General features: G+C 73.9%; 10 protein-coding genes. 6 read left to right on the forward strand and 4 right to left on the reverse strand.

The features are described from left to right. Positions 1–67: 67 nt before the first annotated feature. Positions 68–1045 (reverse strand): LysR family transcriptional regulator, encoded by a 978-nt coding sequence (locus ACFVXH_RS25880; protein ID WP_241853111.1) that lies wholly within the window; start codon positions 1043–1045, stop codon positions 68–70. A 317-nt stretch (positions 1046–1362) separates the two neighbouring features. Between ACFVXH_RS25880 and snpA (ACFVXH_RS25885) the strand changes: the two genes are divergently transcribed. From snpA (ACFVXH_RS25885) to ACFVXH_RS25900, 4 genes are all read left to right on the forward strand, one after another. Then, on the forward strand, positions 1363–2013 hold the full coding sequence (gene snpA / locus ACFVXH_RS25885) for a snapalysin (protein ID WP_117487888.1): 651 nt from the start codon (positions 1363–1365) through the stop codon (positions 2011–2013). Positions 2014–2325: 312 nt separating this feature from the next. Next, a complete protein-coding gene (gene snpA / locus ACFVXH_RS25890) occupies positions 2326–2952 on the forward strand; it encodes a snapalysin (protein WP_049652228.1) in 627 nt (208 codons plus the stop codon). A 194-nt stretch (positions 2953–3146) separates the two neighbouring features. Next, on the forward strand, positions 3147–3806 hold the full coding sequence (locus tag ACFVXH_RS25895; RefSeq protein WP_049652227.1) for a pentapeptide repeat-containing protein: 660 nt from the start codon (positions 3147–3149) through the stop codon (positions 3804–3806). Positions 3807–3983: 177 nt separating this feature from the next. Beyond that, entirely contained in the window at positions 3984–6071 is a 2088-nt protein-coding gene (locus ACFVXH_RS25900) for a phosphocholine-specific phospholipase C (protein WP_387827518.1), read from the forward strand. 61 nt (positions 6072–6132) lie between these two features. Here ACFVXH_RS25900 and ACFVXH_RS25905 read toward each other — a convergent pair whose 3' ends face one another. Both ACFVXH_RS25905 and ACFVXH_RS25910 read right to left on the reverse strand, forming a co-directional pair. Beyond that, on the reverse strand, positions 6133–6777 hold the full coding sequence (locus ACFVXH_RS25905) for a dihydrofolate reductase family protein (RefSeq protein ID WP_387827520.1): 645 nt from the start codon (positions 6775–6777) through the stop codon (positions 6133–6135). A 129-nt stretch (positions 6778–6906) separates the two neighbouring features. Beyond that, positions 6907–7713 carry a phosphoribosyl-dephospho-CoA transferase MdcG domain-containing protein gene (locus tag ACFVXH_RS25910; protein ID WP_117487882.1) on the reverse strand — a complete coding sequence of 269 codons (807 nt, stop codon included), beginning with the start codon at positions 7711–7713 and terminating at the stop codon, positions 6907–6909. A gap of 184 nt (positions 7714–7897) precedes the next feature. On the opposite strand from ACFVXH_RS25910, the gene ACFVXH_RS25915 reads away from it, so the two are divergent. After that, positions 7898–8110 carry a hypothetical protein gene (locus ACFVXH_RS25915; RefSeq protein WP_049651940.1) on the forward strand — a complete coding sequence of 71 codons (213 nt, stop codon included), beginning with the start codon at positions 7898–7900 and terminating at the stop codon, positions 8108–8110. Between the two features lie 9 nt (positions 8111–8119). Here the strand turns inward: ACFVXH_RS25915 and ACFVXH_RS25920 are convergent, their stop codons facing one another. Beyond that, on the reverse strand, positions 8120–11338 hold the full coding sequence (locus ACFVXH_RS25920; protein ID WP_387827524.1) for a S41 family peptidase: 3219 nt from the start codon (positions 11336–11338) through the stop codon (positions 8120–8122). 244 nt (positions 11339–11582) lie between these two features. On the opposite strand from ACFVXH_RS25920, the gene ACFVXH_RS25925 reads away from it, so the two are divergent. Then, complete coding sequence (locus ACFVXH_RS25925; protein WP_387827527.1) at positions 11583–13256, forward strand: chitinase; 1674 nt, start codon at positions 11583–11585, stop codon at positions 13254–13256. The last annotated feature ends 15 nt before the right edge of the window (positions 13257–13271 follow it).

Below are 13271 nucleotides of genomic sequence, written 5' to 3' on the forward strand. Positions count from 1 at the left end.
CGTACCGATCCACGGGGCACGCCCAGTCCGAACCGCCCTGTCCGAACCGCCCTGTCCGACCTGCCCGTCAGCCGACCCGGCCCAGCAGCACCGGCTCGTGCCGCGCCAGCCAGTCCAGGTAGGCCGGGTTGACCTTGGCCAGATCCAGGTAGGCGGCCCGCAGTTCGCCGTACAGCGCGTCCAGCGCGGGCGGGCTGAGCACGCGCGGACGCCAGGTGAACAGCAGCCGGACGGCCAGCGGGTCCCCGTGCACCGGGCGGACCACCGTGCCGGGACCGGGCAGCGAGGTGGGCTGGCAGGGGCGGACGGCCTCGCCGGAGGCGACCAGTTCGGCGGCGGTGGCGTTGTCCCGCACCTGCACCACCCGGGGGTTGAGCCCGGCCTCGGTGAACACCCGGCGCATCGCCGCGTACTCGTGGTCGGCGGTCGGGTCGACCATCCAGGTGTCCTCGGCGAGGTCGGCCAGGTGGACGACGTCGCGGGCGGCGGCCGGGTGCCCGGCGGCGAGCGCGACGAACTGCGGCTCCCGGGCCATCAGCACCCGGTGCTCGGCGTCCGGCGGTACCCGCAGCGGGAAGCCCTCGCACTCGTGCACGAAGGCCACGTCCAGCTGGTCGGCGGCGACCATCCGCAGCAGCGCGCTGGCCGAGATGTCGACGTGGATGGTGGTGTCGGTGTCCGGCAGCCGCTCGTGCACCCGGCGCAGCCAGGCCGCGACCGCCCGGCTTCCGACGCTGCCGATCCGCAGCCGCCGCTGCCGGCCGGGGCCGGCCGAGTCCCGCGCCTCCTGGCGGGCGGCGGCCACCAGGGCGGCCATCTCGGTGATCACCGGCCGGGCCCGGGAGAGCACCGAGTGGCCGAGCGCGGTGGGCCGGCTGCCGGTCTGCTCGCGGGTGAACAGGGTGCCGCCGATGGCCCGTTCGATGCGGTGCAGCTGGGTGGTGAGGGAGGGCTGGGTCATGCCGAGCTGGAGCGCGGCCTTGCGGAGGCTGCCGCTGTCGGCGATCGCGCACAGCACCCGGAGGTGTCTCACGTCGAGCTCCACGTCGGGAGCATAGACGCCGTCGCACCCCTTCGCCAAGGACATGACAGGCATTCAAGGCATGCCGAAGGGCCGGCCGACGGACCGACCGGCTGAACGGCCGACGGATCGACCGGTGCGCCGCACGACGGGGCCGGGCCGCTATGCGGTGGTGCTATCGCCGGTTGGCATCATCCGCGACGGCCCCGCCCGGGTCGAAGCTCGGGGCAGCAACCCGCCCCTCGGCCACCGCCCGGGGCGGCCCCCACCGTGCGCCCCGGCCGGGCCCGGCCCCCATCGGGCCCTGGCGAGCCGGCGCACCGCGAAACCGGAGTCCCCACATGAAGCGATCCGTGCTGTCCGCAGCCCTGGGCCTGACCCTCGCGGCCGGCCTGGCGGTCCTGCCCGCCACCGCCGCGAACGCCGCGCCGGCCGCTCCCGCCGCCCCGGCCGTCCAGGGCTACACCCCCTCGACGTACGCCGGTTCGGCCGCGGAGGCGGCGAACAACCAGGCCTTCTTCCAGGCCGTGATGGCCTCGGCCAAGGCCAAGCAGGCCGCCAACCCCGGCCTGGCGACCGTCACCGTCACCTACGACACCGCGAACGCGCCCTCCTTCACCAGCCAGATATCCCAGGCCGCGCAGATCTGGAACAGCTCGGAGACCAACGTCCAGCTCCAGGCGGCGAGCGGCAGCGGCGACTTCTCGTACTACGAGGGCAACGACAGCCGCGGCTCCTACGCCAGCACCGACGGCCACGGCCACGGCTACGTCTTCCTCGACTACCAGCAGAACCAGCAGTACAGCTCGCTCCGCGTGGTGGCGCACGAGACCGGCCACGTGCTCGGCCTGCCCGACGACTACTCCGGCCCGTGCAGCGAGCTGATGTCCGGCGGCGGCCCCGGCCCGTCCTGCACCAACCCGTACCCCGACGGCAACGAGCGCAGCCAGGTCGACTACCTCTGGGCGAACGGTCTCGCGGCGCGGAACTGACGCGAGCGGCAAGCGGGTTCGGGGTGGCGGGCCGCTCGGCCGGAATCGAGCGGCCCGCCACCCCGGGTACTTCCCCGGACCGGAGCCTAGCCGCCGCCGGAACGGAATGCCAGGGGCACGATTGAGTCAAGGCGAGGAAAAGACAGCTCAAATCGACTCCATAGCAGGGGTATTGAACGGTGCTATCGCGGGTTGGCATCATCCGCGCACGCGCCGGGTTGCCCGAAGCTCTGGGGACACCACCCGTTGACCAGGTGTTCCCCCCGGCCGGCCCCCAACCGGCCACGTCACCTCAGGAATCGGAGCCCCCACATGAAGCGATCCGTGCTGTCCGCCACCCTCGGCCTCGCCCTCGCGGCCGGCCTCGCCGTGCTGCCCACCACCGCCGCCGCGGCCGCGACGCCGACCGCCCCGGCCGTGCAGGGCTACACCGCCACGACGTACGCCGGTTCGGCCGCGGAGGCGGCGAACAACCAGGCCTTCTTCCAGGCCGTGATGGCCTCGGCCAAGGCCAAGCAGGCCGCCAACCCGGGCCTGGCGAGCGTCACCGTCACCTACGACGCCAGCTCCGCCCCCTCCTTCCGCAACCAGATATCCCAGGCCGCGCAGATCTGGAACGGCTCGGTCGCCAACGTCAAGCTGCAGTCCGGTTCGGCCGCCGACTTCCGCTACTACGAGGGCAACGACAGCCGCGGCTCCTACGCCAGCACCGACGGCCACGGGCGCGGCTACGTCTTCCTCGACTACCAGCAGAACCAGCAGTACAGCTCGGTGCGCGTGGTGGCGCACGAGACCGGCCACGTGCTCGGCCTGCCCGACCACTACTCCGGCCCGTGCAGCGAGCTGATGTCGGGTGGCGGCCCCGGCACCTCCTGCACCAACCCGTACCCGAACACCACCGAGCGCAGCCGCGTCAACTCGCTCTGGGCGCGCGGCTGAGCCGGGCGCTGAACCCCGGGCAGTGAACCCCGGACGGTGAACCCCGGACCGGCCGCCTCGGCGCGGCCGGTCCGGGGCCTCGTCGGTTCCCGGGTGCGATCCGGTCCGGGGCCTCGTCGCTCCCCGGCGTTGTCGGTGCCGCGTGCGAGCATGCGGCCGAGACCCGTACGCCCCGACCGCCAGGAGCCACCGCCATGCCCCGTTCCGCCCCCGACCGGCTCGCCGACCTCCCGTACGCCGAGCTGCTGCGCCCGCACACCGGGCCGCTGCGCGCCGACGAGCGGTACGACACCGCGCACTTCGACGGCGGCGAGCACACCGACGAGTCGGGCGCCGGGGCGGCCTTCCTGGAGTGCGCCTTCACCGGTGTCGCGCTCAGCGGGGTCAAGCTGCGCCAGGCAAGGTTCAACGAGGTGTGGGTGCAGGCCGGCCGCTGGGTCGCCTGCGACCTGAGCGACTCCGAGTGGCAGGACAGCTCCTTCGTCGGCGGCGTGCTCGCCGGGGTCGCCGGGTACGGCTCGGCGCTGCGCCGGGTGGTGTTCCGGGGCTGCAAGCTGGAGGCGGTCAACCTGCGCTCGGCCGTCCTGCGGGACGTCGTCTTCGAGGACTGCCTGCTGCGCGACGTGGACTTCGGCGAGGCGAAGCTGACCGGGGTGTCCTTCCCCGGCTCCACGCTGGAGGAGGTCCGGCTGCGCGGCGCCACGCTGAGCCGGACGGACCTGCGGGGCGCCGTCCGGCTCGGTCTGGTCGACGGCCACCAGGGGCTGCGCGGGGCGGTCATCAGCTCGCTCCAACTGATGGAGCTGGCCCCCCAGTTCGCCCACGCGCTGGGGATCGAGGTCAAGGACCGCTGAGCACCTGAGCCCCTTCGCCCGTTCAGCCGGGCGTCGCTCGGTGACGCCCGGGCGAACAGTCCGCCAAACCTGCCGTCGGCACCTGGTGGGCCGGTCGGGCCGAGGTGGAGACTTCTCCGCGATCGATGGCCCCGACTTGTGCACACAACATCGCCAGCGAAGGGACGGACCGGTCTGATGGCCGAGTTGAGTCGTAGGAAGTTCGTCACGCTGTCCGGCGCCGCCGCGGCAGGCCTCGCCGTGGCCGGCACCGGAGCCGCGGGGCCCGCGGGGGCCGCCCAGGGAAGTGGCGCAGCTCCCGCTTCCACCGCCGCGCTCAGCGCGACCGGCACCATCACCGACGCCCGGCACGTGGTGATCCTGATGCAGGAGAACCGCAGCTTCGACCACTACTTCGGCACGCTGCGCGGCGTGCGCGGCTTCGCCGACCGCAGCGCCATCCAGATCTCCGGCGGCTACAGCGTCTTCAACCAGCCGAACGGCCTGCTCGCCCGCCAGTACCCCTGGCAGTTCAGCCAGACCAAGCCGGCCGGCGGAGCGGACCCGGAGCGCCTCGCCCAGTGCAACGGGGACCTCAGCCACGGATGGGGTGACCAGCACAAGGCCTGGAACGGCGGCAAGATGGACTCCTGGGTCGCCGCCAAGGGCAACGTCCGCACGCTCGGCTTCCTCACCCGCCAGGACATCCCGTTCCACTACGCCCTGGCCGAGAACTGGACCATCTGCGACGCCTACCACTGCTCCGTGCTCAGCGCGACCGGCCCCAACCGCACCTACCACTGGTCCGGCCAGATCGACCCGGCCGGCACCGCGGGCGGCCCGGCCTACGACGGCGGCGACGAGAAGGGCCTGCGCTGGCAGACCTACGCCGAGGCGCTGGAGGGCGCCGGCGTCAGCTGGAAGGTCTACCAGAACGCCGCCGACAACTACGGCGACAACGCCCTGGCGTACTTCACGAACTTCACGGGCGCCCAGGCCGGCAGCCCGCTGGCCGTCAAGGGCATGGGCTCGGTGCCCAAGGTCACCGGGCGGACCCCGGACGACATCGCCGCCGCCATCAAGGCCGACGTGCTGGCCGGGACGCTGCCGCAGGTGAGCTGGATCGTCCCCGACCAGGCCTCCTCCGAGCACCCGTACGCCACCCCGGTGGACGGCGCGCACTTCGTCCACATGGTGATCGACGCGCTCAACGCGGACCCGAACGTCTTCGACTCGTCCGTCCTGTTCATCAACTACGACGAGAACGACGGCTTCTTCGACCACGTCCCGCCGCCCGCCGCCCCGGCCGGCACCCCGGGCGAGTTCTACAACGGCACCAACATCGGCCTCGGCTTCCGCGTCCCGCTCATCGCCGTCTCGCCCTGGACCCGCGGCGGCTGGGTCAACTCCGAGACCTTCGACCACACCTCGGTGCTGCGCTTCCTGGAGACCTGGACCGCCGCCCTCGGCAAGCCCGCCACCTGCCCGAACATCAGCGACTGGCGCCGCCGGGTCTGCGGCGACCTCACCAGCGTGTTCGACTTCGCCAACCCGGTCTACGGCCTGCCCGCGCTGCCCGACACCTCGCAGACCATCGGCCTGTCCGCCTGCGGCCCGCTGCCCAACCCGGCCCCGGTGAACAACCAGCTCCCGGTGCAGGAGTCCGGCACCCGGCCCGCGCGCGCCCTGCCGTACCAGCCGAACGCCAACCTGGACCACCTGGAGTTCGGCTCCGGCGGGGTGATGAAGGTCTGGATCGCGATGGACAACGGGGGCGCCACCGCCACCAAGTCCGCCCACTTCGCGGCCTACGCCAACGCCTACCGCAGCGGCGGTCCCTGGCAGTACACGGTGGACCCGGGCGGCAGCACCAGCGACTTCTTCAACTGCGGCACCAACTTCGGCGGCGGCCCGTACGACCTCACGGTGGTCGGCCCCAACCGCTTCCTGCGCCGCTTCAAGGGCGACGCGACGAAGGCGGGCAAGAACGCCGCCGTCACCGCCTCCTACGCGGTCGAGTCGGGCACCGGCAAGCTCGCGCTCTACTTCAAGCTCGCCAACTCCGGCAGCACCCCGATCACGTTCACGATCGCGTCCAACAACTACCGCACGGACGGCCCCTGGACGTACCAGGTCCCGGCCGGCGGCAGCGTGAGCGACTTCTTCAACGCCGTGGCGTACAGCAACGGCTGGTACGACTTCACCGTGACGGTGGATGCGGACAGCACCTGGTCCCAGCGCTTCACCGGCCACCTGGAGACGGGTGCGGCGAGCATCACCGGCTGACCGTCGTTCCCACCGCGCCGAACGGGGCCCCACTCCTCCGCCGAGAAGTGGGGCCCCCGTGTCACCGCCGCCAGAACAGGTGGTGCGCCACGCCGCTCGGGCTGGGGACGACCTCCAGGTGGAACCGGTCGAGCAGCTCGTCGGGGGACTCCCAGAGCTTCAGCCCGGTGCCGAGTTCCAGCGGGGAGACCGCGATGTGCAGGGTGTCCACGAGGTCGGCGTCGAGGAACTGGCGGATGGTGGTGACCCCGCCGCCGAGGCGGACGTCCTTGCCGTCGGCGGCCTCCCGGGCCTGCTTGAGGACGGTGGCCGGATCGCCGTCGACGAAGTGGAAGGTGGTGTCGGAGAGCGTGAACGACGGCCGGGTGTGGTGGGTCATGACGAACACCGGCGTACGGAACGGGGGCTCGGCACCCCACCAGCCGCGCCACTCGTGGTCCTGCCACGGCCCGCGCTGGGGGCCGAACTTGTTGCGGCCCATGATCTCGGCGCCGATGTTGCGGTCGAAGTCCCGGGTGAAGTAGTCGTCCAGGCCCCGGCTGCCGCCGGGGTCGGTGCGCATCGGCCAGCTCGCGGTGGCCCCGGCCCAGGAGAAGAGCCGCTCGGGGCGGTCGAGGCCGAACGGCAGCTCGAAGCTCTGGTGCTCGCCGGCCGCGACGCCGTCAGCGGAGACGTTGAAGTTCATGACTCTGAGCAGTTGGTTCATGACTGGGGCTCCTGTCCCGTTGATCGTGCGGCGGGGTGCCGCACACCGGGACGTCGGAGCGGACCCGGCGGGATTGACATCGGGCCCGGGATTCTTTCGAGGACTTTTCTCGGGGGCGGTCCGGGCCCGTCAGGCGAACGGGCCCCGGGGGAACCACGGGTCGTGGACCTCGCGGGGCCCGTCCGGGGTCAGCAGGGTGAGGCCGAGCGCGCCGGAGGCGTACTCCGCGAGCTGCACCGAGCCGTGCCGGGTCTCCAGTTCGGCCTGCACGGGCACCGGCAGCTTGGTCAGGGCCCGCCGCAGCTGCAGGGCGTCCCGCCGGCTGATCGGCTGCGGCGCGCGCAGCACCAGCCGCAGCGGGCTCATCGGCCCGGCCACCGGCACGCCGCTGCCCAGCTCGTAGCCGACCGCGCCGATCGGGCCCCAGGGCAGCCGGTGGTCCGCGACCAGCCGGCCGACCTCGGGCAGCAGGGCCAGGGCCGGGATGCCGGCGAGCCGTTCGGGGGCCAGGTGCCCGCGCCGGTCGGGGAGCTGTTCGGGCCGCAGGGTCCGGGCCACCGCCGCCCAGGGGGCCAGGGCGTCCAGCCGCTGGCCCGGGCGCGGGCCGCGCACGGTCACCGGGAACCACAGCTCGGGCGCGGCCTCCGGGTCCCGGGTGCAGCGCTGGGGGTGCGGCAGGTCCACCGGGTTGCCGACCACGGCGGGCGCCCGGCCGACCGTCACCCAGGGGTGCGCCCGCAGCACGGCCCGCGCCCAGTCCGGCAGTTCGCCGCCCGCGAGGGGCCGCAGCGAGCTGGGGCACTGCATCAGCAGCAGGTCGTGGGCGCCGGGCAGCCGGCCGTCCAGGGCAGCCAGCGGGCCGACCCGCCGGCGCGGTCCGTCGTGCTGGTCCTCGGCGGTGCGCCGGGCGGGGCTTCCGGGGTGTACGACGGTCACTGCGGGCTCCAGGGGGTGGCGTGGATGTCGCCGACGGCCACCACCCTCCGCCCGTCCGGCGGCTCCCGGCTACGGCCCTTGGACGCGTTCACCAGGGACCAAAGGCTCAAGGTGCGCCCGTCCGTGCCCGGTGTGAGAGTGGGGGACAGCCCGGCATTCCGTCGTTCCCCCCGGAGGAGGAGCCATGGGCATCTTCGACAGGTTGTTCCACCGGCCGCAGCACGAGTCCGTCGGGCAGGAGTCCGCCCAGCGGGCCGCCCTCGCCCACGACGAGGCCGCCGACGCGTACGGCGACGACATCGAGCGCACCCGGGAGCAGCAGGAACGGCTCGCCCAGGAGGAGGCCGACCGGCGCGCCGCCGAGAACATGACCGCCGAGGGCGACCCCTGGGGCTGAGCCCGGAGCTCAGGCCGTACGCGGCGGCAGCGGCGGGCGGCGCAGGTCCGGCCGGGGGGTGTCGGCGGACGGCGGCTCGGCGGCGGGGGCGTCCTCCAGCAGCTCCAGGGCCAGCTGGACGGCGGCGACCAGCTCCGGGTGGCGCCCCCGGGCCCAGTCGCGCGGGGTGCGCAGCACGTGCACGTCCGGTTCGACACCCCGGTTCTCCACCGTCCAGCCGAGCCCGCCGTCGAACCAGGAGGCGTTCTTCGGCACCGAGATCTGGGTGCCGTCGCCGAGGGTGTGCCGTCCGCTCATCCCGACCACCCCGCCCCAGGTGCGGGCGCCGATCACCGGGCCGAGCCCGAGCAGCTTGATCGCCGCGATGATCACGTCGCCGTCGGAGCTGGTGGCCTCGTCGGCCAGCGCCACCAGCGGTCCGCGCGGTGCGTGCCGGGGCCAGCGGACCGGGTGGCGGTCCCGGGTGAAGTCCCAGGCCAGGACGTGCCGGGAGAGCTTCTCCAGGACGAGTTCGGAGACGTTGCCGCCGGCGTTGCCGCGGACGTCCAGGACCAGCGCGGGCTTGTCCAGTTCGCGCCGCAGGTCCCGGTTGAACTGCGCCCAGCCGGAGCCGCCGAGGTCCGGGATGTGCAGGTAGCCGCACCGTCCGTCGCTGAACTCGCGGACCAGGGAACGTCGTTTGGCCACCCAGTCCTGGTAGCGGATGGGCCGTTCGTCGACCAGCGGGGTGATCACGATCCGCCGCACCGGGCCGTCCGGGGCGCCGCGCAGGGCCAGTTCGAGCGTCGTGCCGCCGGTGCCGGCCAGCAGCGGCAGCGGTCCGCGCAGCGGGTCCACCGGGCGGCCGCCGACCTCCAGGAACTCGTCGCCGTCCCGCACGCCCTGGGCGGCGAGCGGGGCGCGGGCGCGCGGGTCGGAGGTCTCGCCGGGCAGCACCCGGTCGACCAGCCAGCGGCCGTCGGGGGAGCGGTGGGCGTTGGCGCCGAGCAGGCCGAGCGGCTGCTGGGCGAGCACCGGGCCCTCGGCGCGCCGGGAGGGGGTGACGTAGGCGTGCGAGGTGCCGAGTTCGCCGAGGAGTTCGCGCAGCAGGTCGGCGAAGTCGTCGGGGGAGCAGACCCGGTCCAGCAGCGGCTCGTACTGGGCGACCAGTGCGGGCCAGTCCAGGCCGGACATCCGCTCGTCCCAGAACTGGTCCCGGACGATCCGGGCCGCCTCGTGGTAGGCCTGGCGCCACTCGGCGGCCGGGTGCACGGTGTGGGTGATCCGGCGCAGGTCGACGGTGGTGCCGGCGGCGGGGGCGGCGACCGGGACCACCCGCAGCGTCCCGGCCGAGTAGACCGCGATCGAGCCGCCGTCCCCGGAGACCGCGTAGCCGTCCAGCTTGTCGACCAGCGTGCTGCGGGTGCCCCGGGCCAGGTCGAAGTGCTCCAGCGAGGGGCGCCCCGAGGTGTCCTCCGGGCTGGCGAAGGTCTGCCCGAGGGTGCCGGAGATCGGCCAGCGCAGCCAGACCAGCCCGCCGCGCACCGCGTCGGTGGCCGAGTACTTGGAGGCGATCACCGGGAACTGGAGCAGCCGCTCGCCGATGCCCTCCGGGTCGACCCGGACGGTGCCGTCGCCGCCGTCGCCGTGCGCGGCGCCGTCCTCGGGCGGGGCGGTGAACGGTGAGGGGGTGTCGGCGGCGAGCGGGACGAGGTACGGGCGGCAGCCGAGGGGGAAGGAGAGGTCGCCGGTGTGCACGTCGTGGACCGGGTCGAAGCCGCGCCAGGACAGGAAGGCCAGGTAGCGGCCGTCCCGGGTGAACACCGGCTGCTCGTCCTCGAACCGGCCGTCGGTGACGTCGGTGGTCGCCGCGGACGCGTCGGCGCGGGTGAGCCGGATGCGGCGCAGCGAGCGCCCGGCGACCGGCTCGGACCAGGCGGTCCAGTGCGAGTCGGGGGAGAAGCGGGCGCCGGTGACCGGCCCGTAGCCGGAGGCGGCCAGTTCGCGCACCCCGCCGTCGGCGGCGGAGACCAGCAGCAGCCGCCCGTCCGAGGTGGTGGCGGCGAGCCGGCTGCCGTCGGGGGAGGCGGTGAGCTCCAGGACGCGGCCGATCCGCCCGGCGGCGAGCACCCGGTGGCGGTGCTGCTCCGAGCGGGGGTGCCCCGGCAGCGGCACCACCTCGATCGCGTCGGCGCCCTCGGCGTCGGTGACCCAGGCCGCCTCGCCGGTGTGCCCGAGCACCACCGGCAGCCGGGTGCGCACCCCGGGGGTGTCGGCGAGCGCCCGGGCCGGGCCGTCCTTGTGGGTGAGCCAGTACTGGCTGCCGCGCACGGTGACCACCCCGGCCCGGCCGGTCTGGTCGCAGGCGAGGTCCTTGACCTGGCCGGCGGCGCTGACCTGGTACGGGCGGCGGCCGGCCCGGGCGCCGCCGAGCGGGACGTGCAGCCGGCGCGGGGCGGGGGCGGCCAGGTCGTCCAGCAGCCAGAGGTCGCCGGCGTGCTGGTAGACGATCCGGGTGCCGTCGGTGGCGGCCTCGCGGGCGTAGTAGGAGGCGTGGTCGGTGTGCCGGCGCAGGTCGGTGCCGTCCGGGCGGCAGGAGTAGACGTTGCCGATGCCCTCGTGGTCGGAGAGGAAGGCGATCCGGTCGCCGAGCGGGCCGCCGACCGGCATCGGCGCGGCGAGGTGCCCGGTGTGCCCGGGCAGGATCCGGTCGCCGTCCACCCAGAGCCGGCCGGTGGCGCCGCCCCGGTAGCGCTTCCAGGCGGCCGGCCCGTGCGGGGCGGCGCCGGTGAGCAGCACGGTCCGCTCGCGGCTCATCTGGGCGTCGCCGACCGGCCCCCAGGGCATCCGGCGGCCGGGGGAGCCGTCCGGCGGCAGGGCGTGCGCCCAGGTGTAGTGGCCGAAGGGCTCGTGGTAGGAGGTGACGGCCAGCACCTCGCCGTCCGGCAGCCAGCCGCGCACCCGGGTGTCCTGGCTGCCCCAGAAGCTGAGCCGGTCCGCCGGGCCGCCCTCGACCGGGGCGGTCCACACCTCGGGGGTCAGGGCGAGCCAGCTGGTCCAGGCGAGGGTGGTGCCGTCGGGGGAGAAGCGGGGGTGGCTGACCCGGGTGCGGTCGCAGCCGACCCGCCAGGCCCGGCCGGTGCCGCCGCCGTCGGCGTCCAGCGGGGCGATCCAGACGTCGTCCTCGGCGGTGAAGGTGAGCAGGCCGCCGTGCAGGTGGGGGTGGCGGAGGTAGCCGGGCGGGGTCACGCCTCCATCCTTCGACGGGGTGTCACCTCCGGCAACCGGAGGCAACCGGGGGTGGCCGGGGGCGGCCGGGGGCCGGTGGGCCGGGGCCGTCCGAACCGGTCTGGACCATTGACACCTCCCGGCCGGATCCACTTCAGTGGTCTAGTCCAACTTGGGTGCCAGGCCGGGCCGTTCCCCCCACTGGCCCGTGCTCCGGCGTGCCCTCGGACGTCCCCCACGACCGCGCCATCGCAGGAGCACCCGCATGCGCAGAACCCTTCCCGGACAACGCCGCGCCACCATCGCGGCCGGCACCGCCTCCGCCGTCGCCGCGGCCACGCTGGTCGGCGTCACACTCGGCCTGGCGCCCACCGCCTCGGCCGGCGAGTTCCTGGTCAACGGCGGCTTCGAGTCCGGCTCACTCGGCCCCTGGAGCTGCTCCGGCAACTCCGGCAGCGTCGTCACCAGCCCGGTGCACGGCGGCGGTCGCGCGCTCGCCGCGGCCGCCACGGCCGGCGACACCGCCCAGTGCGGCCAGACCGTCACCGTCGCCCCGAACACCACCTACACGCTCAGCGCCTACGTCAACGGCTCGTACGTCTACCTGGGCGTGGACGGCGGCGGCCCGAGCACCTGGACCCCGGGCACCGGCGGCTCGTACCAGAAGCTCAGCCTCAGCTTCACCACCGGCGCCACCCAGACCAGCGCCACCGTCTACACCCACGGCTGGTACGGCCAGGGCACCTACTACGCGGACGACATCTCGCTGGACGGGCCGGGCGCGCCCAGCCCGACGCCCACGCCCACCGGGACGGCCTCGCCGACCGCTTCGCCGACCGGGACGCCCACGGGCTCGCCCACCGGCACCCCGACCGGCACGCCCACGGGCACCCCCACGGGGACGCCCACCAGCCCGCCCGCCGGCAGCCACGCCCTGGTCGGCTACCTGCACGCGAGCTTCGCCAACGGCGCCGGCTACACCCGGATGGCCGACGTCCCGAACTCCTGGGACTTCATCAACCTGTCCTTCGGCGAGCCCACCTCCGTCACCTCCGGCGACATCCGCTTCAACCGCTGCCCGGCCACCGAGTGCCCGACCGTCGAGTCGGACGACGAGTTCAAGGCCGCCATCGCCGCCAAGCGGGCCCAGGGCAAGAAGGTGCTGATCTCGATCGGCGGCCAGAACGGCCAGGTCCAGCTGACCAGCACCGCCGCCCGGGACACCTTCGTCAGCTCGGTCTCGGCGATCATCGACAAGTGGGGCCTGGACGGCCTGGACATCGACTTCGAGGGCCACTCGCTCTCCCTCAACACCGGTGACACCGACTTCAGGAACCCGACCAGCCCGGTCATCGTCAACCTGATCTCCGCGGTGAAGACCCTCAAGGCCAAGTACGGCCCGGGCTTCGTGCTGACCATGGCGCCGGAGACCTTCTTCGTCCAACTCGGCTACCAGTACTACGGATCCGGCCCCTGGGGCGGCCAGGACCCGCGCGCCGGGGCGTACCTGCCGGTCATCCACGCGCTGCGCGACGACCTCACCCTGCTGCACGTCCAGGACTACAACTCCGGCTCCATCATGGGCCTGGACAACCAGTACCACTCGATGGGCGGCGCCGACTTCCACGTCGCGATGACCGACATGCTGCTCAAGGGCTTCCCGGTGGCGGGCAACGCGAACAACGTGTTCCCGGCGCTGCCCGCCTCCAAGGTCGCCATCGGCATGCCGGCCACCACCAACGCGGGCAACGGCTACGTCGCCCCGGCCGAGGTGAACAAGGCGCTCGACTGCCTCACCAAGCTGGCCAACTGCGGGACCTACGTGCCGCGTTCGGGCGCGCAGCCGAACCTGCGGGGGCTGATGACCTGGTCGATCAACTGGGACCGGTTCGGCGGCCAGGAGTTCTCCAAGAACTTCAACGGCTACTTCGGCCGCTGAGCAGCCGAGTCCCGG

Source organism: Kitasatospora sp. NPDC058184, assembly GCF_042883725.1.
GTDB lineage: Bacteria > Actinomycetota > Actinomycetes > Streptomycetales > Streptomycetaceae > Kitasatospora.

Bases quoted from the DNA above. Each gene is read 5' to 3' on its own strand.
- snpA (WP_117487888.1), top strand. From the start codon at position 1,363: ATGAAGCGATCCGTGCTGTCCGCAGCCCTGGGCCTGACCCTCGCGGCC.
- snpA (WP_049652228.1), top strand. From the start codon at position 2,326: ATGAAGCGATCCGTGCTGTCCGCCACCCTCGGCCTCGCCCTCGCGGCC.
- ACFVXH_RS25895 (WP_049652227.1), top strand. From the start codon at position 3,147: ATGCCCCGTTCCGCCCCCGACCGGCTCGCCGACCTCCCGTACGCCGAG.
- ACFVXH_RS25900 (WP_387827518.1), top strand. From the start codon at position 3,984: ATGGCCGAGTTGAGTCGTAGGAAGTTCGTCACGCTGTCCGGCGCCGCC.
- ACFVXH_RS25905 (WP_387827520.1), bottom strand. From the start codon at position 6,777: ATGAACCAACTGCTCAGAGTCATGAACTTCAACGTCTCCGCTGACGGC.
- ACFVXH_RS25915 (WP_049651940.1), top strand. From the start codon at position 7,898: ATGGGCATCTTCGACAGGTTGTTCCACCGGCCGCAGCACGAGTCCGTC.
- ACFVXH_RS25925 (WP_387827527.1), top strand. From the start codon at position 11,583: ATGCGCAGAACCCTTCCCGGACAACGCCGCGCCACCATCGCGGCCGGC.